30 protein-coding genes are annotated in these 26572 nt (G+C 40.4%); 22 read left to right on the top strand and 8 right to left on the bottom strand.

The window, feature by feature from the left end; translation table 11 throughout:
- Positions 1–298: 298 nt before the first annotated feature.
- Genes FNT16_RS01315 through FNT16_RS01305 form a run of 3 tightly spaced genes read left to right on the top strand, consistent with a single transcriptional unit; the run spans position 299 to position 3007 of the window.
- Positions 299–2074: an Lcl C-terminal domain-containing protein gene (locus FNT16_RS01315; RefSeq protein WP_143869854.1), complete on the top strand. Its 1776-nt coding sequence runs from the start codon at positions 299–301 to the stop codon at positions 2072–2074.
- 13 nt (positions 2075–2087) lie between these two features.
- Positions 2088–2624 (top strand): Lcl C-terminal domain-containing protein, encoded by a 537-nt coding sequence (locus tag FNT16_RS01310; RefSeq protein WP_143869853.1) that lies wholly within the window; start codon positions 2088–2090, stop codon positions 2622–2624.
- Positions 2625–2680: 56 nt separating this feature from the next.
- Positions 2681–3007: a hypothetical protein gene (locus FNT16_RS01305; RefSeq protein ID WP_143869852.1), complete on the top strand. Its 327-nt coding sequence runs from the start codon at positions 2681–2683 to the stop codon at positions 3005–3007.
- Here FNT16_RS01305 and FNT16_RS01300 read toward each other — a convergent pair.
- From FNT16_RS01300 to rdgB, 3 genes are read right to left on the bottom strand one after another with little or no spacing between them, the layout of a single operon-like run.
- The gene (locus FNT16_RS01300; protein WP_143869851.1) at positions 2989–3555 is read right to left on the bottom strand and encodes a Cif family virulence factor; all 567 of its coding nucleotides are present in this window, start codon (positions 3553–3555) and stop codon (positions 2989–2991) included. The two genes, FNT16_RS01305 and FNT16_RS01300, sit on opposite strands and share 19 nt — an antisense overlap.
- A complete protein-coding gene (gene hemW / locus FNT16_RS01295) occupies positions 3530–4666 on the bottom strand; it encodes a radical SAM family heme chaperone HemW (protein ID WP_143869850.1) in 1137 nt (378 codons plus the stop codon). The genes FNT16_RS01300 and hemW overlap by 26 nt, the downstream gene beginning before the upstream one ends.
- Before the next feature lies 1 nt (position 4667).
- Positions 4668–5267: an RdgB/HAM1 family non-canonical purine NTP pyrophosphatase gene (gene rdgB / locus FNT16_RS01290; RefSeq protein ID WP_246072299.1), complete on the bottom strand. Its 600-nt coding sequence runs from the start codon at positions 5265–5267 to the stop codon at positions 4668–4670.
- 120 nt (positions 5268–5387) lie between these two features.
- Here rdgB and FNT16_RS01285 point away from each other — a divergent pair, with 120 nt between their 5' ends.
- Positions 5388–6140, top strand: coding sequence for an SDR family NAD(P)-dependent oxidoreductase (locus FNT16_RS01285; RefSeq protein WP_143869849.1), 753 nt, complete (start codon positions 5388–5390; stop codon positions 6138–6140).
- A 41-nt stretch (positions 6141–6181) separates the two neighbouring features.
- Here the strand turns inward: FNT16_RS01285 and slyD are convergent, their stop codons facing one another.
- Both slyD and ygfZ read right to left on the bottom strand, forming a co-directional pair.
- Entirely contained in the window at positions 6182–6664 is a 483-nt protein-coding gene (slyD, locus tag FNT16_RS01280; RefSeq protein ID WP_143869848.1) for a peptidylprolyl isomerase, read from the bottom strand.
- A complete protein-coding gene (gene ygfZ, locus FNT16_RS01275; RefSeq protein ID WP_143869847.1) occupies positions 6661–7560 on the bottom strand; it encodes a CAF17-like 4Fe-4S cluster assembly/insertion protein YgfZ in 900 nt (299 codons plus the stop codon). Before ygfZ ends, slyD begins: the two co-directional genes overlap by 4 nt.
- A gap of 204 nt (positions 7561–7764) precedes the next feature.
- Here ygfZ and FNT16_RS01270 point away from each other — a divergent pair, with 204 nt between their 5' ends.
- Positions 7765–8013, top strand: a complete 249-nt coding sequence (locus FNT16_RS01270) for an FAD assembly factor SdhE (RefSeq protein ID WP_143869846.1) — start codon at positions 7765–7767, stop codon at positions 8011–8013.
- Positions 8014–8035: 22 nt separating this feature from the next.
- The gene (locus tag FNT16_RS01265) at positions 8036–8446 is read left to right on the top strand and encodes a hypothetical protein (RefSeq protein WP_143869845.1); all 411 of its coding nucleotides are present in this window, start codon (positions 8036–8038) and stop codon (positions 8444–8446) included.
- Between the two features lie 7 nt (positions 8447–8453).
- Here the strand turns inward: FNT16_RS01265 and nadB are convergent, their stop codons facing one another.
- A complete protein-coding gene (gene nadB / locus FNT16_RS01260; RefSeq protein ID WP_143869844.1) occupies positions 8454–10058 on the bottom strand; it encodes an L-aspartate oxidase in 1605 nt (534 codons plus the stop codon).
- 205 nt (positions 10059–10263) lie between these two features.
- Between nadB and rpoE the strand changes: the two genes are divergently transcribed.
- The 9 genes from rpoE (at position 10264) to FNT16_RS01215 (ending at position 17540) form a co-directional block, all read left to right on the top strand.
- Positions 10264–10842, top strand: coding sequence for an RNA polymerase sigma factor RpoE (rpoE, locus tag FNT16_RS01255; RefSeq protein ID WP_143869843.1), 579 nt, complete (start codon positions 10264–10266; stop codon positions 10840–10842).
- 63 nt (positions 10843–10905) lie between these two features.
- Positions 10906–11514, top strand: coding sequence for a sigma-E factor negative regulatory protein (locus FNT16_RS01250; RefSeq protein ID WP_246072298.1), 609 nt, complete (start codon positions 10906–10908; stop codon positions 11512–11514).
- 85 nt (positions 11515–11599) lie between these two features.
- A complete protein-coding gene (locus tag FNT16_RS01245) occupies positions 11600–12511 on the top strand; it encodes a MucB/RseB C-terminal domain-containing protein (RefSeq protein WP_246072296.1) in 912 nt (303 codons plus the stop codon).
- A gap of 13 nt (positions 12512–12524) precedes the next feature.
- On the top strand, positions 12525–12980 hold the full coding sequence (locus tag FNT16_RS01240; RefSeq protein ID WP_143869840.1) for a SoxR reducing system RseC family protein: 456 nt from the start codon (positions 12525–12527) through the stop codon (positions 12978–12980).
- 139 nt (positions 12981–13119) lie between these two features.
- Positions 13120–13827, top strand: a complete 708-nt coding sequence (locus FNT16_RS01235; protein WP_143869839.1) for a FadR/GntR family transcriptional regulator — start codon at positions 13120–13122, stop codon at positions 13825–13827.
- A gap of 324 nt (positions 13828–14151) precedes the next feature.
- Positions 14152–15378 carry a nickel pincer cofactor biosynthesis protein LarC gene (gene larC, locus FNT16_RS01230; RefSeq protein WP_143869838.1) on the top strand — a complete coding sequence of 409 codons (1227 nt, stop codon included), beginning with the start codon at positions 14152–14154 and terminating at the stop codon, positions 15376–15378.
- Positions 15379–15391: 13 nt separating this feature from the next.
- The gene (larE, locus tag FNT16_RS01225) at positions 15392–16270 is read left to right on the top strand and encodes an ATP-dependent sacrificial sulfur transferase LarE (protein ID WP_143869837.1); all 879 of its coding nucleotides are present in this window, start codon (positions 15392–15394) and stop codon (positions 16268–16270) included.
- Positions 16263–16916: a nickel pincer cofactor biosynthesis protein LarB gene (gene larB, locus FNT16_RS01220; RefSeq protein WP_143869836.1), complete on the top strand. Its 654-nt coding sequence runs from the start codon at positions 16263–16265 to the stop codon at positions 16914–16916. The genes larE and larB overlap by 8 nt, the downstream gene beginning before the upstream one ends.
- A 15-nt stretch (positions 16917–16931) precedes the next feature.
- Entirely contained in the window at positions 16932–17540 is a 609-nt protein-coding gene (locus FNT16_RS01215) for a hypothetical protein (RefSeq protein ID WP_246072294.1), read from the top strand.
- On the opposite strand, the gene FNT16_RS01210 is transcribed toward FNT16_RS01215, so the two are convergent.
- Positions 17537–18049: a YgjV family protein gene (locus tag FNT16_RS01210; protein WP_143869835.1), complete on the bottom strand. Its 513-nt coding sequence runs from the start codon at positions 18047–18049 to the stop codon at positions 17537–17539. The two genes, FNT16_RS01215 and FNT16_RS01210, sit on opposite strands and share 4 nt — an antisense overlap.
- Positions 18050–18338: 289 nt before the next feature.
- Here FNT16_RS01210 and lepA point away from each other — a divergent pair, with 289 nt between their 5' ends.
- From lepA to acpS, 7 genes are read left to right on the top strand one after another with little or no spacing between them, the layout of a single operon-like run.
- Complete coding sequence (gene lepA, locus FNT16_RS01205; protein WP_143869834.1) at positions 18339–20138, top strand: translation elongation factor 4; 1800 nt, start codon at positions 18339–18341, stop codon at positions 20136–20138.
- A gap of 35 nt (positions 20139–20173) precedes the next feature.
- Entirely contained in the window at positions 20174–21127 is a 954-nt protein-coding gene (gene lepB / locus FNT16_RS01200; protein ID WP_143869833.1) for a signal peptidase I, read from the top strand.
- Entirely contained in the window at positions 21120–21788 is a 669-nt protein-coding gene (gene rnc, locus FNT16_RS01195) for a ribonuclease III (protein WP_143869832.1), read from the top strand. Before lepB ends, rnc begins: the two co-directional genes overlap by 8 nt.
- Positions 21789–21796: 8 nt before the next feature.
- Complete coding sequence (gene era, locus FNT16_RS01190; RefSeq protein ID WP_143869831.1) at positions 21797–22702, top strand: GTPase Era; 906 nt, start codon at positions 21797–21799, stop codon at positions 22700–22702.
- Between the two features lie 5 nt (positions 22703–22707).
- Positions 22708–23382 carry a DNA repair protein RecO gene (gene recO / locus FNT16_RS01185; RefSeq protein ID WP_143869830.1) on the top strand — a complete coding sequence of 225 codons (675 nt, stop codon included), beginning with the start codon at positions 22708–22710 and terminating at the stop codon, positions 23380–23382.
- A gap of 2 nt (positions 23383–23384) precedes the next feature.
- A complete protein-coding gene (pdxJ, locus tag FNT16_RS01180; protein ID WP_143869829.1) occupies positions 23385–24116 on the top strand; it encodes a pyridoxine 5'-phosphate synthase in 732 nt (243 codons plus the stop codon).
- Positions 24117–24491 carry a holo-ACP synthase gene (gene acpS / locus FNT16_RS01175; RefSeq protein WP_143869828.1) on the top strand — a complete coding sequence of 125 codons (375 nt, stop codon included), beginning with the start codon at positions 24117–24119 and terminating at the stop codon, positions 24489–24491.
- A gap of 125 nt (positions 24492–24616) precedes the next feature.
- On the opposite strand, the gene asnB is transcribed toward acpS, so the two are convergent.
- Entirely contained in the window at positions 24617–26293 is a 1677-nt protein-coding gene (asnB, locus tag FNT16_RS01170) for an asparagine synthase B (RefSeq protein ID WP_143869827.1), read from the bottom strand.
- Positions 26294–26572: the final 279 nt, after the last annotated feature.

Below are 26572 nucleotides of genomic sequence, written 5' to 3'. Positions count from 1 at the left end.
ACATTTTGATAGCCCGAGTATTGTTTTGTTTTACTTTATTCTAACAGGCGACAGATTGTTCTGAGATTAACAAATAATCTTTAGTAGGGCGACACATTTTTTATAAACCCCTGATAGTTCTCTAAGTTAGCTTAATTTTGAAAGCGGGCTGGGAATAATATAATGCCAATCGCACCTCATTTGGTATATAGATTGCTAGTAACTAAATTATAGTTATAAATATTGGCACTTTTTCAATATTTAAGCGATTTAACGAACAGTTTCGTCGAGATTTTGACGTTTTAAGGTAGCTGTAACAATGAAAATTGAAATGAATAGGGTAGAACGACAAAGCAAATGGGTTATTTTGACATTCTTGTTGTTTTTAACAACCGCTTGTTCAGGCTCTTTGGAATCCGAACGACAGCAGGGTAATCAACCTGATTCAGGTTCACTAAACGTGGACATTGGTGGCGACATTGAATTGGCGATTGGCAGTGCGCCTATTGCTATTAATAGTTTAGTCACGGGCGGCGCTGAACCTTATACTTATGCTTGGTCAACTCAGCCGGTGTTGTTTAATGAAGCGTTATCTGCAGAGGATGCTGCAAATATAGAATTTGAAATTCCTGAAGATGTCACGACCGAAAGCACCGTATTGTTAACACTTAAAGTGACAGATGCAAATGGTGTAGCTGGACAAGCGCAAATCAATGTCTCTATTTCTCCTAACAACACATTGCCTATTGTTACACTTGCAGCAGACGATAATGATCAAGTGGTCGATTCGGGACAAGGTTTTAACTTAAATGCTGAGTGGATTGATGCTGAAGATGGCGAAAATGTCGCTGCAGCGCAGATATTTGTAGAACAATTATCAGGTATTACCATTGAAAATTTACCTACATCCGGTTTGCTGGTTTCATTTCCGATGTCTGACGATTCCTCTCCGGCACTAGCCGTCATTGCAGATAATCAGTTTGTAAATCAAAGTAGTAGTGTTGTTACTTTAAGATTTACATTGTCTGTAACTGATCAAGCGTCAGGTATTCGCACGCAAAGTATTGATATTGATATTTTACCTGCGAGTGAGTCTGCTCCGGTTGTCAGTGCGGGTAATAACAAGGTGGTTTATGAAGGAGAGTTGGTGACCTTGTTTGGTTCTGTCTCTTCCAATGGCATCAGTCAATTTAACTGGAATCAAGTTGACGGTGAAGTACCTTTGACTTTAGTTGGCGCGCAAAACCAAAATTTGCAATTTACCGCGCCGGATGTGCAAACGCCGACAATATATGAATTTCAGTTTACTGCTACGAATAGCACGACCAATAGACGTAACTCAGATTTTGTGCGCGTGACTGTTTTACCTGTTACCGATACAAATGGCTTAAATGACACTGGGGTTACTTTGTGTGCGGATCAGCAAAGCAATAGTGTGAACTGTGGTCTAACGAGTTTTCCACGTCAGGATGCTGAATCAGGGCGTGACCCAGCAGAGTTAATAAATGGTTTAAATAAAACCGGTGCAGGAGAGCTTGGGTTTGATTTTTCTTTACTAGACGAAAATGGTGAAGAAATTTATTCTGGCACACCAAGTTGTATTCGAGATAATGTCACTGGGTTAATTTGGGAAATTAAATCGACCTCCGGCTTACGCGCGCACACACATACTTTTACTTGGTTTGATAGTGGTGATACTAATGGTGGCATAGAGGGGACACAAAATTCATCGCAGGCAAGCTGCTTTGTCGATACCAATATTAGTTCTTGTGACACTGAATCTTACGTAAATGCGGTCAATTCGATTGGCCTGTGTGGTGCTAATGATTGGCGTTTACCTAGAGTTTTTGAGCTAGCCTCTATTCTTAATTATGGTCAGACTGAAGATAAGATGGCGCTTGGCGGAGATAATAGACAGTTGTGGCCCAATCATGCCAAACCTGATACTCCGTATTGGACAAGTTCTTCCAGTGTATTTGGTGTGAGTGATCCGGAAAATGTAGCAGCACCAAGAGCCTGGGCTATAAACTTGTCAACCGGTAACGAAGCGTCGCGTAGTAAAAGTAATACAGCACATGTATTGTTAGTGCGCTAACGGAGAATAAACGATGAAATTTACGCTGTTAACTGCTACAACTTTATTTGTTTCGAGCTTTAGTCTAAATACATACGCATTTTGTACCGACTCAGTGGCACCAACTGTTGATACAAGTAATTATATCCTGGATAGTCAAAACGGGGTTATCACAGATGCCAAAAATGGATTAATGTGGTCTGTGTGCAACCATGGTGAAAATTGGATTGCATCAGATTCTCGTTGTGACGGCAGCGCGGAAAGCGTTACTTGGCAAAGCGCTTTACAATCTAGTACGACAACGTCGTTAGCCGGTTATGATGATTGGCGGGTACCGAATATAAAAGAGTTGATGAGTCTTATTGAACGACAATGTGCGGAGCCTGCGATCCCGATTAGTCTTTTTGCAAGTACCGAGAATGAAGCATACTGGACCTCAACACCCGTTTACAACACAGGAACAACTAATTTAGTTTGGGCGGTCCACTTTAAAGAGGGGACAAACATACAAAGAGATAAATCGAGTGCAGCACTTATTCGATTTGTGCGCAAAGTGTCAAATGCAAATTAGATTTCAAATGTGTATATTTTTTATGCATTGTGGTTGTTATACTTAAGGAAGATAAAATGAAGAATGTAAATTGCTTCTTAATGTCTGATAATGCTGTCGTTCAGGAGATTGTTATGGACAAAGACAAACAGACAGCAATTCGACGCAAAAAAATGACTGTTAGCGCATGGCTAATTCTGATTTGTGTGGCGTTGCTGCCCGTCGTTATAGCTTGGGGGCTTTCCCAATTTAATATTGCGGATAGTACAATAACCATTTTCACCATTATCGGCGTTTTAGTCGCCGTATTGGGAATTCAGTTATATTGGGCACGTCGCAACAACCTAAAGGACCTGGATAAAAAGAAAGATCATCTAAAAAATAATCAATCATCAAATAAGTAATTTGGTATTTTAATTTCTCTATTTGAATCAGGACTGTTTGTGAATATCACTTTAGGGGTGTAGTTAATCCAATCGACTTGTTTAGCTATTTTATAGTCTTGATCAAATTCTAATACCATCATCATATGCCATGGACCAAACTTTATACCGTCATAGATAAATGGCATAAAGTAGCCTGTAACTATCGCCGTGCTGTTGTCTACCCATATTTCCTCTACCACAACCGCACTGGCTGAATTCCCGAGTGAAAACTTTTCATCATGCCAGTTAAAAAAAGCTTTTATTGCTTCACGACCTGTAGCCTTTTCACCTCGAATAATATCTTTGACCTGAGCATTTTCAGCATAAAAGCTTAAAAAATACTCGAAGTCATCATGAAAGGCATACGCTGTCATAAATTGACTGGCAACTTCTTTAACTTTTTGCGCTTTTATTGGGTTTTCCGCTTGAGTTGATTTAGGTGTTGTATTGCAACCAAGCAGTGTTAATGACAGTGCTAATGTCAGTGCTAAGTACAATGCATTAAACAAATATTTCGAGTAAATCATTAAGGTATCTGTGTCCATGTTGAGTCACTTGCCAGTGACTTTTTGTAACTTCAATAAGCTCTTTGTCTGCCGCTTGTTGGATCATAGTGTTTATAGTGTTTACATGAAGGCCGGTAAGATTTTCAAAATCGAGCTGTTCACACACTTCAAAAAGTCGAAAACGATTCATAAAAAACTCAAATATACGCTCTTCTTTTGCGACTAAGTGCGTTTTATAATTAAATTCTTTTGCGGCTTGCATATAGCCTTTCGGGTGTTTTATTTTCTCATATCGGAAAATTTCATTGCGCTCAGCACGTGTTATCTTACCGTGTGCACCACAGCCTATTGCTAGGTAGTCACCATAGCGCCAATAATTTAAGTTGTGCTTACTTTGATGATTATTTTTGCTGTATGCACTAATTTCGTATTGTCTATAGCCATGTTTAGCCAACAGTGCTTGGCCTTGTTGTTGAATTTGCCACAAGGTTTCGTCTAGCGGTAAAGTGGGAGGTTTTGAGGCAAATAATGTATTGGGCTCTATGGTTAATTGATACCAGGATAAATGTGGTGGTGCTAAATCGATTGCTTTTTGTAAATCAAATAACGCATCTTCAACACTTTGTGCTGGCAATCCGTGCATTAAATCAATATTAAAACTATTAAGCTTTAGTTGCGTCGCCAATTGAGCGGCCTGTTGTGCTTGTAATGGATTGTGAATGCGCCCTAATTGCGTTAATTTATCTGCTTGGAAGCTTTGTACGCCAATCGAGAATCGATTGACACCAGCTTGTTTAAATCCCGTAAATTTTTGATTATCGAGTGTGCCCGGGTTTGCTTCAAGTGTAATTTCGCAATGCTCATCGAGCTGCACTAAACTCTTAACCCCTCTAAGTATTTTATCTATTGCTTGAGCACTAAAAATGCTGGGTGTGCCACCGCCAAAAAAAATACTTTGAATTTTTCGGCTTTGTACTAGCGGTAAGTCTTGTTGCAGATCTTTAAGTATCGCAGCGATATATTGATCTTCTGGGATGCCATTTTTCACAGCATGCGAATTGAAGTCGCAATACGGGCACTTCTGCACACACCAAGGAATATGGATGTATAAACTAAGAGGAGGAAGTATCATATCAGGCCAGTTTATCTATTTCGCGTGCCAATAATTTTAAAGCTTGCGCTCTGTGACTTAAGGTGTTTTTTCGTTCTTTATTTAATTCAGCAGAGGTACAGTTTTCACTTTTTACAAAAAATACTGGATCATAGCCAAAACCATTGCTACCGCTTTGCGTTTCGGTTATCTGTCCGTGCCAAGTACCGTGACAAATTAATGGGGTTGGATCTTTTTCGTGCCGCATGAAAACCAGTACGCACTGAAATTTGGCAGTCCTTTGGATGGCAGGCACACCTTTTAGTGCGGCCTGTAATTTATCTATATTGTCTTGGTCAGTCGCATCTAAGCCTGCATATCTTGCTGAATATATACCCGGTAAACCATGTAAAAAATCTACTTCTAAACCGGAATCATCTGCAATGGCTGGTAAACCGGTATGGTGACATGCATTGCGTGCTTTTAGAATTGCGTTTTCGACAAAAGTTAAACCTGTTTCATCGGCTTCAGGTACGTTAAATTCGCCCTGAGAAACAACTTCATAGTGTTTGTCTGAAAGCATTTGATTTAACTCAGCTACCTTGCCTAAATTGCCTGTAGCTAAAACTATTTTTTTCATCATGACCTGCCACTCTAGTGTATTTTCCCGCTAGTTTACTGTGCCTTGCTTTCTGAGTCGAATTAGATCTAATGCTTGAGTACATTCGTAAACCAATAAATGGCGTTTAATGTGGATGGATAAATGAAACCTTGTATCGTTATCGCAGGTGCGAGCAGTGGTATTGCTCAGGCTTTATTTAACTATTGGTATGAAAAATTTCAGTCTTTTAATTTTTTATTGATAACGCGCAGACCCGAACACCTGAAAGCATCCTTGCCTACTTATCAGAGTCATTTTGCTAACCGTGTTTCATGGCTGGCGGTCGATCTGTCACAAGCGAGTTCTGTTGATACAGTCTCTACATATGTTAAAACACATCAATTAGATACGCGTTATTGGATTAATTGTTGCGGCTTTTTGCACAACGCTCACGTCAAACCCGAAAAGTCATTGCAGCAATTATCTGTTGAGGCTTTAAATATTAACTTGCAGGGTAATTTGCACCCTCATATACATTTTGCTCAGATTGTAAACAATTGTTCTCAAGCCACGCAAAGACAAACCTGTATCAATCTGTCAGCATTGGTTGGTAGTATCAGTGAGAATTATCTGGGGGGCTGGTATAGCTATCGCATGAGTAAAGCGGCACTCAATATGTTGGTGAAAAATATTTCGATTGAATGGCGTCGTCGATACCCAAATAATATTATTGTGGCTGTGCATCCGGGCACCACAGATACAAAATTATCTAAACCCTTTCAAGCAAATGTCGATAAGGAAAAGCTATATTCAGCACAACTTACAGCGCAGAGATTAACAAAGGTTATTCAAGGTTTAACCGTCGAGGATTCTGGGCGATTATTGCATTGGGATGCAACAGCAATTAACTATTGATTGCTGTTGCCTATTTTTATTCAGCTTTGTAGACTAACAATCTAGTGGCCACAGCCACCAGCGCCATGGACATGGCCATGAGCGAGCTCTTCTTCGGTTGCTGCGCGCACTTCAACAACTTCCACGTCAAATTCTAACGTTAAACCAGCCAGCGGATGGTTACCGTCTACTGTTACAAAACCGTCTTCGATTTTAGTAATAATAACAGATTGTTGCCCCTGATCTGTATCAGCACGTAAGTGCATACCTTCATGAATTTCTTCAATATGGTCAAATACATCAGCCGGTAGCTTTTGAGAAAGTTCTTCATGGTATTCGCCATAAGCTTGTGCAGGTTCAATCGTACAAGCAAATTTATCACCTGCTTCTTTACCCGCCAATTGGTCTTCTAAGCCTTTAATTAAAAAACCCTTGCCGTGAATAAACGCAAGTGGCTCACCACCTTTTGAGCTATCGATCTGCTCGCCATCGGCGTTTTTTACTTGATAGTGCATGGATACAACTGTATTTGCTTCGATTTTCATTTACTTTCCTCATAGTCTAGTGAGTAAGGTAGAGCGGACAGCTGAACCTGGAGGCTACTATCATCTTTTACTCGGTATTGTGCTGAGATATCACTGTCTATTGGCATAACAGCGATCCCTCTAGTTTGATTTGTTTGTGCGTCATAGGTACTTAATATGACTTCTCCGCTGCGTCGCCAATTGTCACCTAACGCAACTTCAATATCACTGCCCGTTATAACTTGGTTGTTTGCTGAAAACGCGAAACTGGCTTTTTTACAGCCACCGCGGTAGCGCATTCGGGCAACGGTTTCTTGTCCTAAATAACAGCCTTTCTTAAAGCTAATGCCTTTAAGCGCATGTGCGTTTAGCATTTGGGGTACATACGTGTTTTGGTGCAAATCAGTGATAAACGGAATGACAGCTGCAGACAATGCTTGTTCAAAGTCGCCAGTGTTTTCTTCGGCATCTAGTGCGCTAATCGATTGTGCATCACTTGCAGATTCGGCGATAATAAGCTCAATATTGTCACACATACCTACACGATAAGCCGAACCCTGAGGTGAGACTTGATGTTGACTGGTCGACTGATTTGCGCCTAATAAGGCAAAAAATTGCAAGGAATTTGCATCCGCTATTATTTCTACTTTTGAAAAGACACTGAATTTTTTGAGTTCACTTAACGACTTTTCAATACTGGATTGATGTTGAAAAAGCAGTATTTGATCTTTAAGGACAATTAAATAAAACTGTGACCACACTTTTCCTTTGGCATCACAATGGCATGCAAAACTGGCCCTGTTCTCAGCCAAAGCTTCCACATCACAAGTGAGCTGGCTGTTGAGATATTTTTTTGCATCTTCTCCGGTGACTCTGATGGCCTGCCACTGCGCTAAGGATACCAATTTATTTGCCATATTAGGTAAAACTCCAAACAATTTATGCGTTCATCTGGCTGTTAGTTATGTGGGTATTGTAGCAAATCACAAGTGTTGATTTATATAGACAATTATAAATATCTAGGATGACCCATTATGCTGTTGTATTAATAATTACTATCGACTGCAATTTTATCACTCTGGGTATATACTCAGGCAGTAAATTAATTTGTAGGAATATCTATGCAAAGTGAAGCAAGAACCAGATGGGCATGCCGCAGAGGTATGTTGGAATTAGATGTAATATTAATGCCATTTATGGATAACCATTACGCGCAATTACCAGAAGAAGAAAAGCTTATATTTCAGCGTTTGTTGGCAGGAGATGATCCTGAGTTGTTTGCTTGGTTTATGGGGCATGAAGCGTGTAACGATGCCGAACTTGCGCAAATGATTAAAAAAATACATAAACTAAATGGCGCACTCGTATAGTATTAGGGTTTCGAGGCGTTCAATGCTGGCAGTGTATATATATACTGCCCATTTAGTGTTTTTTATTTTAATGATATGCACTTTACATTTACCAGATGCTGGATTACTACGTCTGTTATTTATCGCAAGTTTTGCAACGCTGATGGGCTGTTTAGCGTATTTTGCTAAACGACAACTCTATCAGAGGTTGCCGCAACGGTTTTTACTGTTGTTTAAAAAATCACATGGCTGTCAATTGATTCTCGATGGTGAACTTTTAAACTTGAGTCGTCGGAGCTTTTACCTAGGCAATTGGTTTTTCATTCGCTTTGGAAGTCATCATGCCAGCTGGCTATTAGCGCCAGATATGTTAAATAATTCAGAACAATGCCGCTTACGACGCGGTATTAAACTATTAAGACATTCTGGTGCAACTGGCACAACGTCCTCGTAAAACGAATTTATTGCGGATCTAAAACTGTAGGTTTAGAGTTTTTGTCCAGATCTGGGTAATCCAGATTGTAGTGTAAACCGCGGCTTTCTTTTCGCTCCATTGCACAGCGGACAATGAGTTCTGCAACGTCTAGTAAATTTCTGAGTTCTAATAAATTGTTACTCACTTTAAAGTTCGCGTAGTAGTCTTTTACCTCTTGCTGCAGTAATTCTATACGTCGCAGTGCGCGTTCCAATCGTTTATTCGTGCGAACAATACCAACATAATCCCACATCAATAACCGTAGTTCGTGCCAATTGTGCTGGATCACGACTTCTTCATCGCTGTCAGAAACTTGGCTTTCGTCCCAAGCCGGGATAGCAGGGAATACTGAAGTGTCGAATTCATTGGCCAGTATTTGTTTGGCCGCCGCTTCAGCGAATACCAGACATTCAAGTAATGAATTACTTGCCATGCGATTTGCCCCATGTAGCCCAGTATATGCAACTTCACCAATCGCGTAGAGGTTTTCGATATCCGTTTGTCCGTTGAGATCCGTCATCACCCCACCGCAAGTATAATGTGCCGCGGGTACAACCGGAATCGGGTTTTTACTGATGTTTAATCCATACTTTTTACAGCGTTTATATATATTCGGAAAATGATGCTTAATAAAATCTTTAGGTTTGTGGCTAATATCTAAATACATACAATCAGCCCCGAGACGTTTCATTTCGAAATCAATTGCCCGCGCCACAATATCACGAGGAGCTAACTCAGCCCGCTCATCAAAATCTGGCATAAAACGGCTGCCGTCTGGTCGACGCAAATAGGCACCTTCACCGCGCAATGCTTCTGTTAGCAGGAAGTTTTTTGCATCAGGGTGGAATAAACAAGTAGGGTGGAACTGATTAAATTCCATATTTGCCACTCGGCAACCTGCACGCCATGCCATTGCGATACCATCACCACTTGCGATATCGGGATTTGAAGTATATTGGTAAACTTTACTGGCTCCGCCCGTTGCTAAAACAACACGCGCCGCTTTAATCACTTCAACTCTTTCATCATTACGGTTCCATACGTAAGCACCATAAACAAGTTTGCCTTGTTGGCGAATTTTTTTAGCAGTGATTAAATCAACCGCATTGTAGCGCTCAAATATATTAATATTTGGATGAGATTGAGCAGAACGAATTAACGTTTTTTGTACCGCTTTGCCGGTTGCATCGGCGGCATGTAAGATGCGTCTGTGGCTATGACCACCTTCTCTTGTTAAGTGAAATTTTTCAACGCCTTGCTCATTGACAACCGTGTCAAATGGTACGCCATAACTAATTAAGGTTTCTAAGCTTTGACGGGCATTCTCGGCAGTAAATCTAACAGCCTTCTCTTCGCATAAACCGGCACCGGCAATTAAAGTATCTTGCACGTGCGATTCAATGCTGTCGTTTTTATCAAATACGGCGGCAATACCCCCTTGAGCATAATAAGTTGAACCTTCTTTGAGTTTTGACTTACTAAGTACTATTACATTGGCAGAATCGGCCAATCTAAGTGCTAGGGTCAGGCCTGCTGCACCTGCACCTATTACTAATACATCACATGTATGCTCAAGCGCGGTATGTTTCATATATATTATTAATTAACTCTTTATGTGTAAGTATATTACTATGAACAGTTATATTTGGGTTGATTTTACAGTTAAATAAATTTTTTAGAACTTTTTCTGCAACTGACTGTCTATCAACTCATAAATGTGAAATATTCACAGTACTGATAATACAATTGTTTTATCGTATCAATAATTTAATGAGATTACAGGAGCGCGAGCCAAAATGAAGCTGGATTTAAGCGATCAGCAACTAGTTGAGCGTGTTCAGCGAGGTGATAAACAAGCGTTTAACTTGTTGGTGCAAAAGTATCAACATAAGGTTACCAATTTGGTTTCTCGCTATGTTAAGCACCCAGGTGATGTGGCAGATGTAGCGCAAGAGGCTTTTATTAAAGCATATCGTGCAATACCCGGTTTTCGAGGGGAAAGTGCATTTTATACTTGGTTATACCGCATCGCAGTGAACAGTGCTAAAAACTATATTGCTTCTCAAGCAAGGAAAGTAGCAGTAAATGATATTGACGTGTCAGAAGCTGAGTTTATCGATAGTGCAGATGCATTAAGGGTAAATAGTTCGCCAGAACAGCTGATGATGTCTGATGAAGTTAAAAAAGTGGTATTTAGCACAATTGATACTTTGCCAGATGATTTAAAAACGGCCATCACATTAAGAGAAATTGATGGTTTGAGCTATGAAGAAATTGCAGAGGTAATGGATTGTCCGGTTGGTACAGTTCGATCTCGCATTTTCAGAGCACGCGAAGCGATTGACGGTAATTTACAACCTATGTTAGCGCGCTAACAGGTTTGTACTTTAGTTTGCATAAATTTTTGTTGGAAAAGTGAAGTGAGTATGAGTTCAAAAATGAAAGAAAACATTTCCGCCTTTGTTGACGGTCAGCAGGATAACAATCAAGCGATTGATAAACTAAAGCAAGACCCTAAACTGGCTGAGTGTTTTGGCAGATACCATTTAATTGGTGATGCCATGCGAAACGAACTACCTCAAGAATTAAACTTTGACATTGCTGCTAAGGTTGCACAAGCAATTGATAAAGAGCCAGTGGTGTTAGCGCCAAATGCTAAACATACGGCACAACAAGCAGTTAATGTTGAAAATGCTCAGTCAACTAAAAGTAAAGTGGTGAGTTTTTTCCGGCCAGCGATGCAATATGGTATCGCGGCCTCTTTTGCAGCAGCGCTTGTGATTGGCTTTCAAGTAGAGCAAAATAGTCAGCAAGACGTTCAGGTGCCTCAGCCTGTGTTGCAAACATTTCCAGTTGGTGGTGCACTTGACCCAGTGAGTATGCAACACGTAGAAGCTTATCCAAGTGTTAGCACGTCTGATGCTATGCTGCAAAGACAACGTATCAATGCATATATTATGGATCATGCTCAACAACTTAAAACAAGGCAGTATAGTCAAATTGAAGACAAAGAAAATGTTCAAACTAAAGGGGCTCAGCCTGACTAGCAGATTTCAAAGTCGCATGAATGATTTATTATTAGGCCACCTGTCCAAATGGACTAGGTGGCTTATTTTTTTCAGCGTTATTGTGGTGAGTCCTAGGATATATGCTGAAACTCAAGATGCAGCCCAATGGTTGCAACGTATGAAAAATTCAATTAGCCAATTAAACTATGAGATTTCGTTTGTCGTTGTTGCGGGTAATAAAGCCGATCCATGGCGTTGGTTTCATGGTGTAGTCGATGGTGATGAAGTAGAAATATTAACGGCCCTTAATGGTCCGGGCCAGCAGCTTATTCGCAAAAATGATGTCGTGACTTATTTGCAGCCTGAGCAGTCACCTTACAGTATTAGAGACACCATTAGCGACGGTCCATTACCTGAGTTATTGCGCGCAGATCTGAAAAAAATAGCAGAAGCATATGAGTTTCATTTGGTTGGTAAAAGCCGGGTTGCGGGGTTACCTGCGCGACTGATTCGAATTATTGCAAAAGATAATAACAGATTTGATTATTGGCTATGGTTACATGAAGAAACGGGCTTAATGCTAAAGTCAGCAATTGTCTCCAGAGATGGCGAAGCTTTAGAGCAAATCCAAGTCTCTAATGTTCAAGTCACCGATACCCCGAGTAGTTTGTTAACTGAAGTGAATGAAGCTGAGCTACCAGAAGCGTTTACAATAAAAAATAGCGCACCTATTCGGAGCGTAGATTGGCAAATTTCATGGGTACCAAGTGGCTTTGAACCTGTTAAAGTAGACCGCCATTATTTGTATGGTAGCGATCGCGAATTAGTTGACTATGTTATGTTGTCTGACGGGGTTGTATGGTTCTCAATTTACTTACGCAAGTTAAAAAGTCATGAGTCGTTCACGCCGGTATCTCTCAGCTCCGGGGCAAATACTTATTTAACGCAGCAAGTTCAGCAGGCCGAAGTTACTGTAATTGGCAAAATACCTTTTGAAACGGCTGAACGTTTAATCGATTCAATACGTTGGAAATAGCAGAAACTCCGTCATGATGTACGAAAAGGCAATAGTAGTAGAGCGTTTTGACTCGCAGCACATTTGGGTGGAAACTCAAATAAAAACCACCTGCGGTAAATGTCAGCACAATAGTGAATGCGGAACAGGGGTGTTGGCGAAACTGCTGACCACTCGTACCAATAAAGTTTTAGTGTCTTGTTCTCATGCTGTTGAAGCTGGTCAGGTTGTGACGCTTGCGGTAGCCGAAAATAATCTAGTTTTCGGTTCTTTTGTGCTGTATGGCATCCCTACTTTGTCATTACTCTTAAGTATGTTGTTATTTACACTGGTTTTTGATGCCGAGTTGCTTGTATTGTTATTTAGTCTGTTAGCAACACTGGCGAGTTTTCAATTGGTTAAGTATTTTCAAAGCCAGCGGCCTTCTAACCAGATAACAGCGGTGGTCGTCGAAGAAGTGGATGTTCAGACCTTTAACTGTAAATATTAACAGCCACGTCTATTTTTTTGGATGTGTATATGGAATGCAACACAGCGAATGTTGTTTTCTAAAAAGGTTAAATGGTAAGATAGATTGTTCAGTTCAGGTCATATGCAGTGAATAACATTCGGGACAAAGAAATTTCGTTATGGTGAGTAAAGACACATTTAAAGTAATTACAACGGATAGGTTGTACATCAAAGTGGCTGATCAACTAAGAGAGTTGATTGAAAACAAAACATTTAAACCGGGTGAGAGGTTTCCTGCAGAGCGTTCGCTGGCGGAAAAGCTAGGTGTAAGTCGCCCAACAGTTCGTGAAGCTATGATTGCACTAGAGCTTGCTGGCCTGATTGAAATTAGAACCGGTTCAGGTATTTATGTCGCTAAAAATGCAGGGGTAAAAGATGCAAAACTGGCTGATGATGGGATTGGGCCGTTTGAAATTCTAGAAATGCGTTATGTACTCGAGTCTGAAATTTGTGCATTGGCAGCGCAAAGAATAACCACAGAACAATTAAATGAGTTGGCACAAACTTTGGAAGAAATGCAGGCTCAACAAGAGCAGGGAGAGGCCAGCGAAGTAGCCGATAATAAATTCCACCTAATTATTGCTAAAGCCAGTCAAAACACAGCCATGTATGAATCTGTAAAGTGGTTATGGGACTTACGCAATAGAGAATATATTAGTACTGCTTTTTTTGAACGCATTCGCAATGAAGGGATTTTACCTTCTATCGAAGAGCACCGTAAGATTTATCAAGCATTAAAAAATGGTGATAGTGAGCGTGCACGATTGGCAATGAAAAACCATATTGATAGCGCGATAAACAACGCAGCTAAACATTTTAACGATTAAATTTTAAGTTTATGCCCACCTGATATACTTTTTGTGAAGAAGCGCTCTTCATTTATCTTAATAGCGAATTTTTATGCGCTTTTGGATATTTTGTTTGAATATACTTAAATTGGTAAGGCCGCTTGACCTTGCTTCCTTTTTTGAGTATGCTCAACTTGTTCTAATGTTCCTTCAATCACTTATTGCGAGCGTTTTTAGAAATTTAAGCCAATGCTTATTCATTTTTGAGCTTAAAAGTAATTGTAATAATACTGAAGTTGAACTTTGTAGTGCCAAACCGCTATTTTAAAGCCTCAAAAAGTCATCAAATATAAGGTTTATTTAATGTGTCAAATGCATATTCAGTTAGATATTGTGGGTGGAATTGCCGGTGATATGTTTGTTGCCGGAATGCTGGATTGTTTTAGCTCATTAAAACCAAAGGTGCTTGAAGCGGTAGCAACCGTTGTACCGCATAACGTTGGACATGCCGAGCTTACAGAAGGCATAAACTCAGGTATCAGTGGTTTGCACTTTAAGTTACATGAAATTGAACGTGATGGTATACAACATAATCACCATGGACATCACACACATCATTCAGATGGCGACCATCAACATACTCATCATACAACATATCGATATATCTGCCAGCATTTGCAACAAAGTGGTCTGGATGCATCAGTATGTCAAGTTGCGATTGATATTCTAACGATTATTGGTAAAGCTGAAGCCAAAATTCATTCGAAGTCGCTGGATGAAGTACATTTTCATGAGCTAGCTGATTGGGATTCTGTAATGGATGTGGTTGCTGTTGCAGTTATTTTAGATGCTTTAAAAGATACACGTTGGAGCATTTCAAAATTGCCGTTGGGGCAAGGATTAGTTAATACAGCGCATGGACTCATTCCTGTACCTGCGCCGGCCACAGCAGAAATACTGCAAGGGTTTGAATTTGTCGATGACGGTGTAGCTGGTGAGCGTATTACGCCAACCGGAGCCGCAATTTTACGTTATTTACATGATACAGAAGGCTTATGTACTAGCGCAAAAGGGATATTGCAAGGTACTGGTTATGGTTTAGGGACAAAAAAACTGGCAAACATGCCAAATATATTAAGAGTTTTGCACTTCAGTCAGCCTAAACAACCGTTACAGCAAAGTGATCAGGTGATGCTGATAGAATTTGATGTAGATGATATGACGGGGGAAGAGTTGGCAACAGCGGCGGACATTATCCGTGCGACCGAAGGTGTGATTGACTTACTGAGTTATGCCACGCGAGGTAAAAAAAATCGACCCGTTGAATCGTTTCGAGTTATGGTAAAACCAGATCAATTAACGCAAGTCGTTAATGCGTGTTTTAATCAAACATCAACCATTGGCTTACGTTATCGGCTCGAATCTAGGCAGTTACTCAAACGTCTGTTAAGTAGGGTTGATGAGCATCAAGTGAAAGAAGTGAGCCGTCCTGATGGTACAAAAACCATCAAAATTGAACACGATGAGCTATTGCAACTTCCAACCTTACTGCAAAGAAGAAAGACAAAATATACAGCTGAAACTAATTAACCTGGGTGAAACCATGAAAAATACTGCAAACAGCGAGCGATTAAGCAATGAGATCTTACAGAAAAGAGATAATCTCATTGCATATATAGATCAGTTCCCAATGGTTGCAATCGCGGTCAGTGGAGGCATAGACAGTATGCTGCTAGCTTATCTTGCGCATCGATTTTCGCGTGCCGATGTCGCAGTTGTGCATGCACAATCACCGGCTGTACCAACTCAAGCTCTACAACGAATTCTAAATTATGCAGAGCGTGAAAATTGGTCGCTTAAGTTAGTCAATGCCGGCGAGTTTGAAGACGCGAATTATCTTAAAAATCCAGCTAATCGCTGTTATTTTTGTAAGAGTAATTTATATAATCGGGTGGCGAGTTGTGCTCAAGGTGTGATTTTTTCAGGTACGAATCTGGATGATTTAAATGATTACCGACCCGGCTTAGTGGCCGCACAAGAACAGTCTGTTTGCCATCCTTACGTTGAAGTGCAAATTACTAAAGCTGAAATTTATCAACTAGCTCGCTTTTACCAACTCACAGAGTTACAAGATTTACCCGCACAACCTTGTTTAGCCAGTCGTGTTGAAACAGGTATCCAGATTACCAAAAAAGACTTAGATTTCATCGATAAAGCTGAACAGTTTACCCGTCACCAGTTTGCAGATGGTAAAAATATTCGCTGTCGTATAACTCATCAAGGTGTGGTTATTGAGTTTGATTGTTTACCCCGCGATGAACAATTAATCGCTTATAAACTAAAGATAACTGAACTTTGCGCACAACACAGTTACTTATTTTGCGGTGTACGAAAATATCAGCGTGGTTCTGCTTTTTTGTTAGATACGCAAAATCGTAAGCCGCCTAAAAACGTAATTTACAAAGAGGTGGTTAATGGCTAATTTTGTTTGGGATGCAGAGCGCCAAAAAAGAACAGGCGTGGCAGAAGCGGTATTTTGTAGTGGCAAAAGTGCCCAAGATTTAGCGGATATAGTGACGCATAATATAGCGCATAGTTTACCTTTGTTGATGACCCGCTTAACGCAAGCGCAGTGGCAAAGTTTACCGATAAGTTTGCAACAACAATTGAGTTATGACCAAGTGTCACAAACCGCTTGTGCTAATACGCCGAACATAACCCAGGAACCGCAGCACGTTTGTATTGTATGTGCGGGTACTTCCGATTTAAGTGTCGCTCGAGAAGCGCAGCGCACTTTAGAATTTAATGGACTTGCCGCACCTTTAATTGCGGATGTCGGTGTAGCTGGGCTTTGGCGTTTGATGGACCGAATTGAAGAAATTCGCAGGTATAAAATAATTATCGCGGTGGCGGGTATGGAAGGTGCTTTATTCAGTGTATTGGCAGGTCTGGTCAGTGCGCCTGTGATTGCTGTGCCCAGTGCAGTGGGTTACGGAGTCTCTGAAAATGGTCAGGCAGCGCTAACTAGCGCTTTGTCCTCCTGCGCACCGGGTGTGTTAACGGTGAATATTAACAATGGGTTTGGTGCCGCCGTTGCGGCGATTAAAACTTTGCGTCAATTTGAGTAGATATTGGAACTTATCGTGGATTTACAAAATAGCAGTGTAATATTTTTAGGTTTAGTGGTTGGGCTGTTACACGCCTTTGATGCAGATCATGTTATGGCGATGTCTACTTATGTTAATAAAACATCGCGCATTAAGTTGGTGCTACTATATGCCACAAGATGGGGGATTGGCCACGGTGGTGTACTGTCGTTTTTGGCCTGTATTTTACTATTGATTGGATTCCAATTGCCACAATGGTTAGTACATGCTTTTGAAATGGCAGTTGGCGTGTTGTTGATTTATTTAGGGGTACGATTACTTGCAGCTTATAACCGGGCTTGGTTTGATAAATTGTCGAAACGTTTCTTTAAGCATGATCACATGCCGCTATTTATAGGTATGTTGCATGGTGTTGCCGGCAGTGCGCCCTTATTAGCACTGTTGCCTAACATGCAGCAAACTGATTTTATGTTGCATATTGCACTGTTTTCAATTGGTTGTTTAGTTGGGATGTTTTTATTTGGCCTGGGTTTGGGTTTAATACAAACGCGTATCTTGCAACCGCATACGCGATTATCTTCATTGTTTACCCAATTGATGGGGTGCTCATCAATTGGCTTAGGCGGTTATTGGCTAATCGCTTAAGCGTTGGCCAAACGCTTCTTTTTGGCACTGTAGATCCTAAAAATTGTGAACACATTGGCGATTATAACCAAAGCTTCAAGGGCGGTACCCCCTAACGAACCAATTACACTATTATGTATTATCCAAAAAGTCGCACCTAAGATAAAGACCAATCTCATTTTAATACCTTCTAAAAAGAAGACCGCATATGTGCCTGCACAGCCACCCATAATAGGTAAAAAACTGATGGGCGACTGGTACAAATAAATGCCCCAGAGTAAGTTTAAACTAATAAACCCACTGGCAGCCCATTTGTTACTAAACCTCACACATACGATTGTTCTAATTAAACTCAATGTGTTGCTGGCAGCAGCGGTTGCAGAACCCATTAAAACAAAATGTAAAGTTTGACTGGCAAACAGGAACACCATACAAATTTTTAGTTTTAAGTCGTCTTTTTGTAAAAAAGTACAAATGCCCAAAAATAAACTGAGAAAACCGATTAACTGTGCTGTGTTTATTTCTATCATGGGCCTGTAAATTTTTAATATTGGGTTGGTAAAAACGAAGTCGTGTGATCATTTAATGCAAGCGGAAAGAGTTTAACATAAATTAAGGGATGTTGGTCTTAGCTTTAATCCAATGTTCTCAAAAACGTAACATACAAACAAAACTTTATAGCTTTAGTATTCAGTGTATAATGTCGCGATTAACTTAGTTAAAAACGAATTCAGAAAATAAAGAAGGTAGGAGAAATTTTAAGTGTGCAGATCGAATAGTTGATCGCAACCTCGACCTTCTTTTTCAAGAGGCTAAAAATTGAGTAAATTCAACAATATCCGCAACTTCTCCATTATCGCGCACATCGACCACGGCAAATCCACTCTATCAGACCGCTTGATTCAAATGTGCGGTGGTTTGACTGATCGTGAAATGGCATCACAAGTGCTTGATTCTATGGACTTAGAACGTGAGCGCGGTATCACTATAAAAGCACAAAGTGTGACATTAAATTATACAGCTAAAGATGGTGAAACTTACCAGTTAAACTTTATCGATACTCCAGGTCACGTTGATTTTTCTTACGAAGTTTCACGTTCACTGGCAGCATGTGAAGGGGCATTATTAGTTGTTGATGCCGGGCAAGGGGTTGAAGCTCAGACTTTAGCGAATTGCTATACTGCCATCGAAATGGATTTGGAAGTCGTACCTATCCTGAATAAAATTGATTTACCTGCCGCTGAGCCTGATAGAGTCGCTGAAGAAATAGAAGATATTGTTGGTATTGATGCGTTGGATGCGGTTAGATGTTCAGCCAAAACGGGTTTGGGCGTTGAAGATGTATTAGAGGTTATCGTTAAACAAATTCCACCGCCGGAAGGTGAGCCCGATGCCCCATTACAAGCATTGATCATTGACTCTTGGTTTGACAACTATCAAGGTGTCGTCTCGCTCGTGCGTGTTAAACATGGTGAAATCCGCACCGGTGAAAAAATGAAAGTGATGTCTACTCAGCACGATCATGTGATTGACGAAGTGGGCATATTCACACCACACCAGACCAAAACAGGTGTATTAAAAGCCGGTGAAGTCGGTTACATCATTGCGGGTATTAAAGATATTTTAGGTGCGCCGGTAGGCGATACCATTACCATGACAAAAAATCCGGCAAAAACACCACTACCTGGGTTTAAAAAAGTAAAACCTCAAGTTTATGCGGGTATTTTTCCCGTATCGAGTGATGATTTTGAAGATTTGCGTGATGCATTAGGTAAACTTAGCTTAAATGATGCGTCGTTGTTTTATGAACCAGAAAGCTCTACAGCATTAGGTTTTGGTTTCCGTTGTGGCTTTTTGGGTATGCTGCACATGGAGATTATTCAGGAACGTTTAGAGCGTGAATACGATCTGGATTTAATAACGTCAGCACCCACAGTAGTGTATAAGGTAGAGCTTAAAGACGGCTCGGAAGTGATGGTTGATAATCCATCTTTATTGCCACCAATCAATAATATTGAATCTATTCATGAACCTGTCGCAGAATGTAATATTTTAGTACCTCAGGAACATTTAGGCAGTGTGATTACTCTATGTGTTGAGAAACGAGGTGTGCAACGCAATATGAGCTATCACGGTAATCAAGTTAGTGTTGTATATGACATCCCAATGGCCGAAGTGGTACTCGACTTTTTTGATCGCTTAAAATCAACCAGTCGAGGCTATGCATCATTAGATTACAATTTTAAAGAATTCCAAGAATCAGATATGGTTCGGGTTGATATTCTAATTAATGGTGACAGAGTTGATGCGTTGGCCTTGATTACGCACAGAGATAATTCACAGTACCGCGGCCGAGAAATGGCCGATAAACTGAAAGAGCTGATACCAAGACAAATGTTTGATATTGCTATTCAGGCGGTTATTGGTAGTCATGTTATTGCGCGTACAACGGTTAAACAATTGCGTAAAAACGTTATTGCTAAATGTTATGGTGGTGACGTTTCGCGTAAGAAAAAATTACTACAAAAGCAAAAAGAAGGTAAAAAGCGCATGAAACAGCTCGGTAACGTAGAAGTGCCACAAGATGCCTTTTTAGCTGTACTTAAATTAGGTAAGTAAACTCGGAACTATTTAAAATCGATTCAGGAAATTTTATGGCCAATTATTTTTCGTTACTTTTGTTTATATTAACCGTCACTACTGGCTTGATCTGGTTGTTAGATCTGATTTTATGGGCGCCAAAACGTAAACAAAAGTTAGCCGCAGCAGGTGCTGCAACACAACTGGACTTAGAGGATGAAGTTAAACACAGAATTGCTCCTCAACATCCGGTCGCTGAGTTTTCTGAATCGGTATTTCCAGTTATCGCATTTGTATTTGTACTACGTTCTTTTTTGTATGAACCGTTTCAAATTCCCTCTGGGTCAATGATGCCAACCTTATTGGTAGGCGACTTTATATTAGTTGAAAAGTTTAGTTATGGGATTCGCAATCCAATTGCCAATGAAATCTTGATGGAAACGAATAAGCCAGAACGCGGCGATATTGCGGTCTTTAAATTTCCTGACAACCCACAATTAGATTACATCAAGCGGGTGGTTGGTTTGCCGGGTGACCGTATCATATATCGCCGGAAATACTTATATGTAATGCCGGCATGTCAAGGTGAAGCCGCTTGTGAAGAAAAGTATCAGGAAATGGAAAAACAACTGATCAAACGTGGCGAGTTCCAGCACGGTCCATATTCATTAGATCGTTATGTTGAAGATTTGGGCGGCGTCAAACATGATGTCTTGTTAAACTTCCGTATTCCAGATATGACAGCTCAGTACTTTAAACAAAGTTCTACCTACAATCGTGATGAATGGATTGTGCCAGCTGGGCATTACTTTGTATTGGGTGATAATAGAGACAACTCACAAGACAGTCGTTATTGGGGATTTGTACCAGAAGAAAATTTAGTGGGTGAAGCCGTTTTTGTTTGGATGAGCTTTGAATTTGGCAGAGACGAAGACGATTGGTTACCAACTTGGGTTCCAACCAAAGTTAGATTTGATCGAATTGGTAAAATTGAAGGTGGCAGTGAAGTTGAGCCTAAAGATGAATAATTTGGAGCGTTTAAGCAAAACGCTAGGCTATACGTTTAATGATATTAATTTACTTGAACAAGCGTTAACTCACAGAAGTGCTAAAAGTGTACATAATGAGCGCCTTGAATTTTTAGGGGACTCGGTTTTGAGTTTTGTCATCGCCGAGAAGTTGTATGCACAATTCCCAAAATGCAAAGAGGGTGATTTAAGCCGCATGCGTTCGACATTAGTGCGCGGTGAAACCTTAGTTGAGTTGGCGCAAAATTTTAAAATAAGCGATTATTTAGTGCTCGGTCCAGGTGAGTTAAAAAGTGGTGGCCATCGTCGAAATTCTATATTGGAAGATGCGGTGGAAGCAATAATCGGTGCCGTATACCTAGACTCTAATATGGACACCATAAAAGATTTAATATTAACTTGGTACAGAAGCCGCTTAGAAACTTTAAAACCTGGCCAATCGCAAAAAGATGCAAAAACACAGTTGCAAGAATGGCTACAAGGGCGCAAGCAAGAATTGCCAGTTTATCAAGTTGAAGAAATAACGGGCAAAGATCATAAACAGACGTTTACCGTCAGTTGCATTATTGACGATGAATCCAGTACCTTGGGAAAAGGTTCTAGTCGTCGTAAGGCGGAGCAGGAAGCTGCTCGAGCTATGCTAAATCAATTAACCTCTTAGGTATTTTCATGAATCCAGATACATATTGCGGGTTTGTCGCAATAGTAGGCCGACCGAATGTCGGAAAATCGACACTGATTAACCGTATTGTCGGTCAAAAAGTGAGTATAACTTCGCGCAAACCACAAACCACACGTCACAGGGTATTGGGTATCCATACAGAAGGTAAATATCAAACTGTTTATATTGATACCCCAGGACTTCATTCTGATGAGAAGCGCGCAATCAATCGCTTAATGAACCGTGCCGCGCACAGCTCTCTAGGTGACGTTTCTTTAGTATTGTTTCTAGTTGAAGGTACGCATTGGGAAAAAGATGATGAAATGGTGCTTAAACGCATCAAACAAGCTGGTGTACCGTGCGTGCTGTTAATTAATAAAGTGGACAATGTAAAAGATAAAGAGAGTTTATTACCGCACTTGCAATTTTTGTCAGCGCAGCATGATTTTAAGGATATTATTCCTATTTCTGCGACTAAAGGTGATCATGTTGATACGGTCGAAAAATTTGTCAAAGCGAGTTTAGAGCCTTGTGAATTTTACTTTCCTGAAGACTACTTCACTGACCGCTCGTCTCGATTTATGATCAGTGAGCTGATTCGTGAAAAAGTTATGCGTAACACTGGCGACGAATTGCCTTATGACACTGCGGTGGAAATTGAAAAATATGAAACGCAACCTAATGGCGTACTTAAAATACACGCTGCGATTTTGGTTGCTCGTGATGCACAAAAAAGAATTGTAATCGGTAAGGGTGGAGAAAAAATCAAAACCATCGGGCGAGATGCGCGCTTAGATGCCGAGAAAATGCTAGGCTGTCGTATATTTTTAGAGCTTTTTGTAAAAGTTAAATCCGGCTGGGCAGATGACGATAGAGCTCTGCGTAGTTTGGGTTATGGCGATGACGCATTTTAACGTATATGCAGCAAGCGGTTTTACTTCATAGTCGTCCGTACCGCGAAAATTCATTTATTTGTGATTTGTTAACGGAAGAAGATGGTCGTATCAGTATTTTTTATCGAAAGTCAAAAAATGCTGAACCGTTAACATTATTTAATGTGTATTGGATTTCATTGGCCGGTGGCCAGAATGAGTTATATTTTATCCGTCAATTGGAGTTAAAAGAACGGTTTGATAATTTAACCGCAGAAGTTTTATACAGTGCTCTGTATATTAACGAAATTACTTGCAAATTACTTGCAAAAGTCGCAACGACTCAGGCAATCTTTCCCGCTTATATTGAGTGTCTATCCACGCTATCTTGTACACCTTCAAGTCTGCAGACAGCGCTTAGAAACTATGAATTAGAAGTACTTTCTGAGTTAGGCGTCATACCCGATTTTGCAGCGGATGTTGAAAGCCAGCAGAGTTTGAGGGATGATCAACTGTATTATTTTGACCATACAGCAGGCTGGTTTCGGCAAGCTAAACTCGGAGCGCCTGCTGTTTTAGGTAAGCACATAAAACAAATTGCTTTGCGAGATTTTTCTGACCCACAATGTTTGCGCAGTACTAAGGTATTGATGCGTTGGTGGATTGAACAGTTAGTTGGAAAGAATCGTATAAAAAGCAGAGATTTATTTAAGAGAAAATAAGTATGAAAGAGATTTTTTTAGGCGTCAATATAGATCATATCGCAACCATTCGACAGGCTCGAGGTACGAGTTTTCCAGACCCAGTTCACGCTGCCGCAGTGGCGGAGCATGCTGGGGCTGCTGGCATAACTGTGCATTTACGCGAAGATAGACGGCATATTCAAGATCGAGATGTTGAAATATTAGCAAAAACAGTGACAACTCGGCTCAATTTAGAAATGGCTGTAACAGAAGAAATGATTCAGTTGGCTGAGCGACTTAAACCAGAATTTTGTTGCTTAGTGCCGGAAAAACGAGAGGAACTTACCACTGAAGGTGGGTTAGATGTTGCGGGGCAGTTGGATAAAATTATAGATGCCGTAGAGCGAATTAGTGCTGTCGGCACGCAGGTATCTTTGTTCATTGATGCGGATAAAAACCAAATTGAAGCGGCTCGCAAGACGAATGCACCTTACATTGAAATTCATACGGGGGGCTATGCAGATGCTAAAACTGAAGCCGAAGCTGAAGAAGAGCTAGAAAGGATACGTCAAGCAGCTAAATTTGCTGATTCGATAGGTATTAAAGTCAATGCGGGACATGGATTAAATTATCATAACGTGAAGCCTATTGCCGCCATTCCGCAAATGATAGAGCTTAATATCGGACATGCGATAATAGCACGCGCTGCTATTGATGGTTTGGAAAAAGCGGTTAGAGATATGCGCCAGTTAATGATAGAGGCACGTGGTTAAATGGCAATAATTGGCATTGGTACAGATATTGTCGAAATCAGCCGATTCGATACAGTCAATCTAAATGCTATTGCAAAACGAGTATTAACGGCTGAGGAGCTAAGTGCTTTTCAGCAAAATAAACAACCTCATCGGTATTTAGCCAAACGCTGGGCGGCAAAAGAAGCTGCAGCTAAGGCGCTTGGAACGGGGATTGCGGCTGGTGTGACGTTTCACGATTTTGTTATCAGTAACTTACCCAGTGGCGCTCCGGTATTACAGTTATTTGGTAAAGCTGCAGAAAGACTGGGAAGCAATGTTAACGTGCATATTTCTATTTCAGATGAAAAACAATATGCGACCGCGACTGTGATTTTTGAAAGTATCAGTGCTTAGAACTTATTTATAGAAGTCTAGTAAATTCTGAAAGTACCAATATAATTGATAATACAATCTATAAAAAAGCCCCCATTTTATTGGAGGCTTTTATATTCAATTAACTATAGTATAGTTTTTTGTATTTAATTCTTTTTCTCATAGGCTTCGTTATGCACAGAAGCAACCGCGCGACCCGAAGGATCAGCCATTTTACTAAAGCTTTCATCCCAAGCTAACGCTTCAGGTGTACTACATGCAACAGATTTACCGCCTGGAACACATTCGGCACAGCTTGCATGTGGGAAGAATTCTTCGAAAATACTACGGTAATAATACGCTTCTTTAGTGTCTGGTGCGTTGTGCGGATATCTATGATCAGCATTTGCCAATTGATCATCCGATACTTGCGCAGCAGCATGCTCTTTTAAGCTATCAATCCAACTATAACCTACACCGTCACTAAATTGTTCTTTTTGACGCCATAAAACTTCTTCAGGTAAATAACCATCAAAGGCTTCACGTAGAATATTCTTCTCAATTTTACCATCACGACACATCTTCGCTTCTGGATTAATAGACATGGCAATATCTAGGAAGTCTTTATCTAAGAAAGGTACGCGTGATTCAACACCCCAAGCAGACATCGCTTTGTTTGCGCGTGCACAATCAAACATGTGTAGTTTGTTTAACTTACGTAATGTTTCTTCATGGAATTCTTTAGCGTTTGGTGCTTTGTGGAAATATAAATAACCACCAAATACTTCGTCTGCACCTTCACCTGATAATACCATCTTAATACCCATAGCTTTAATTTTACGTGCCATTAGGTACATAGGGGTGGAGGCGCGAATCGTTGTAACATCATAAGTTTCTAAATGGTATATAACGTCGCGAACGGCATCAATACCATCTTGCACTGTGTAATGAATTTCGTGGTGAACGGTACCAATTGCATCTGCAACTTTTTTGGCGGCAATTAAATCGGGTGCACCCTCAAGTCCTACCGCAAATGAGTGTAATTTAGGCCACCAAGCGTCAGTCTGGTCATTATCTTCGATACGTTTTTCTGCAAATTTTTGTGTAATAGCAGAAATCACAGACGAGTCTAAACCACCTGAAAGTAATACGCCGTAAGGCACATCAGACATTAAATGTGTTTTAACGGCTTTTTCTAATGCTGCATTGATATCTTTCGCGTCGGCTTTGTTATCTTTAACCGCATCATAGCTCATCCAATCACGCTGGTAATATTTTGTCAGCTCACCAGTTGCACTGTGTAAATAATGCCCAGGAGGGAACTCTTTAATTGAATGACAAGCCGGAACTAAAGCTTTCATTTCTGAAGCAACATAAAAGTTACCATGCTCATCCCAACCCATATATAAAGGTATGATCCCAATATGGTCGCGAGCAATTAAGTATTCATTTTTTGCTTCATCATAAAGAATAAATGCAAACATGCCTTTAAGCTCATCGATAAAGCTAATGCCTTTTTCTTCATACTTAGCCAAAATAACTTCACAGTCAGACTTAGTTTGAAATTTGTAATCGATGCTTAAGCCTGCTTCCAGCTCTTTGTGATTATATATTTCACCGTTGACAGCCAAGATGTGATTTCGATTTTGGTTGAAGAGTGGCTGTGCGCCATTGTCTACATCGACAATAGCCAAACGTTCGTGAGCTAAGATTGCATTTTCACCAGCATAGATACCAGACCAATCTGGACCACGGTGTCGCATTGTTTTAGACAGCTCTAAAGCTTGCTGTCTTAATTCTGCTCGATCTGTTTTCAGATCGAGAATACCAAAAATTGAGCACATAGAGTTTATTACTCCCTCTTCAACCTATTCAAACTATTCGAAATCACAACGGGGTATGTATCCCCAATTAAGGGTTAGTCAGCATATTCATAAATGCATAGAATGCAAGACCTGATTGTTATATGGCCTAAATTTTTTGTTGCATGACTAAGCGGACGCGCATTATAGCAAAGTGTTCTTAATCTGAACATCTTTAGTCACGACAAACATCAAATGGTTTTTCACTTAAATTGTAAATGGGTTGACGTTTGGTCAAAAATGTGTCGATTCCTTAACAAA

Source organism: Catenovulum sediminis, assembly GCF_007289895.1.
Taxonomy (GTDB): domain Bacteria; phylum Pseudomonadota; class Gammaproteobacteria; order Enterobacterales; family Alteromonadaceae; genus Catenovulum; species Catenovulum sediminis.
The sequence above is the reverse complement of the archived record's forward strand: the minus strand, read 5'-3'. Positions and strand labels throughout refer to the sequence as shown.

Coding starts and splice junctions, on each gene's coding strand:
- FNT16_RS01315 (WP_143869854.1), top strand. CDS start 299: ATGAAAATTGAAATGAATAGGGTAGAACGACAAAGCAAATGGGTTATT.
- FNT16_RS01310 (WP_143869853.1), top strand. CDS start 2,088: ATGAAATTTACGCTGTTAACTGCTACAACTTTATTTGTTTCGAGCTTT.
- FNT16_RS01305 (WP_143869852.1), top strand. CDS start 2,681: ATGAAGAATGTAAATTGCTTCTTAATGTCTGATAATGCTGTCGTTCAG.
- FNT16_RS01300 (WP_143869851.1), bottom strand. CDS start 3,555: ATGATTTACTCGAAATATTTGTTTAATGCATTGTACTTAGCACTGACA.
- hemW (WP_143869850.1), bottom strand. CDS start 4,666: ATGATACTTCCTCCTCTTAGTTTATACATCCATATTCCTTGGTGTGTG.
- rdgB (WP_246072299.1), bottom strand. CDS start 5,267: ATGATGAAAAAAATAGTTTTAGCTACAGGCAATTTAGGCAAGGTAGCT.
- FNT16_RS01285 (WP_143869849.1), top strand. CDS start 5,388: ATGAAACCTTGTATCGTTATCGCAGGTGCGAGCAGTGGTATTGCTCAG.
- slyD (WP_143869848.1), bottom strand. CDS start 6,664: ATGAAAATCGAAGCAAATACAGTTGTATCCATGCACTATCAAGTAAAA.
- ygfZ (WP_143869847.1), bottom strand. CDS start 7,560: ATGGCAAATAAATTGGTATCCTTAGCGCAGTGGCAGGCCATCAGAGTC.
- FNT16_RS01270 (WP_143869846.1), top strand. CDS start 7,765: ATGCAAAGTGAAGCAAGAACCAGATGGGCATGCCGCAGAGGTATGTTG.
- FNT16_RS01265 (WP_143869845.1), top strand. CDS start 8,036: ATGCTGGCAGTGTATATATATACTGCCCATTTAGTGTTTTTTATTTTA.
- nadB (WP_143869844.1), bottom strand. CDS start 10,058: ATGAAACATACCGCGCTTGAGCATACATGTGATGTATTAGTAATAGGT.
- rpoE (WP_143869843.1), top strand. CDS start 10,264: ATGAAGCTGGATTTAAGCGATCAGCAACTAGTTGAGCGTGTTCAGCGA.
- FNT16_RS01250 (WP_246072298.1), top strand. CDS start 10,906: ATGAAAGAAAACATTTCCGCCTTTGTTGACGGTCAGCAGGATAACAAT.
- FNT16_RS01240 (WP_143869840.1), top strand. CDS start 12,525: ATGATGTACGAAAAGGCAATAGTAGTAGAGCGTTTTGACTCGCAGCAC.
- FNT16_RS01235 (WP_143869839.1), top strand. CDS start 13,120: ATGGTGAGTAAAGACACATTTAAAGTAATTACAACGGATAGGTTGTAC.
- larC (WP_143869838.1), top strand. CDS start 14,152: ATGTGTCAAATGCATATTCAGTTAGATATTGTGGGTGGAATTGCCGGT.
- larE (WP_143869837.1), top strand. CDS start 15,392: ATGAAAAATACTGCAAACAGCGAGCGATTAAGCAATGAGATCTTACAG.
- larB (WP_143869836.1), top strand. CDS start 16,263: ATGGCTAATTTTGTTTGGGATGCAGAGCGCCAAAAAAGAACAGGCGTG.
- FNT16_RS01210 (WP_143869835.1), bottom strand. CDS start 18,049: ATGATAGAAATAAACACAGCACAGTTAATCGGTTTTCTCAGTTTATTT.
- lepB (WP_143869833.1), top strand. CDS start 20,174: ATGGCCAATTATTTTTCGTTACTTTTGTTTATATTAACCGTCACTACT.
- rnc (WP_143869832.1), top strand. CDS start 21,120: ATGAATAATTTGGAGCGTTTAAGCAAAACGCTAGGCTATACGTTTAAT.
- era (WP_143869831.1), top strand. CDS start 21,797: ATGAATCCAGATACATATTGCGGGTTTGTCGCAATAGTAGGCCGACCG.
- recO (WP_143869830.1), top strand. CDS start 22,708: ATGCAGCAAGCGGTTTTACTTCATAGTCGTCCGTACCGCGAAAATTCA.
- pdxJ (WP_143869829.1), top strand. CDS start 23,385: ATGAAAGAGATTTTTTTAGGCGTCAATATAGATCATATCGCAACCATT.
- acpS (WP_143869828.1), top strand. CDS start 24,117: ATGGCAATAATTGGCATTGGTACAGATATTGTCGAAATCAGCCGATTC.
- asnB (WP_143869827.1), bottom strand. CDS start 26,293: ATGTGCTCAATTTTTGGTATTCTCGATCTGAAAACAGATCGAGCAGAA.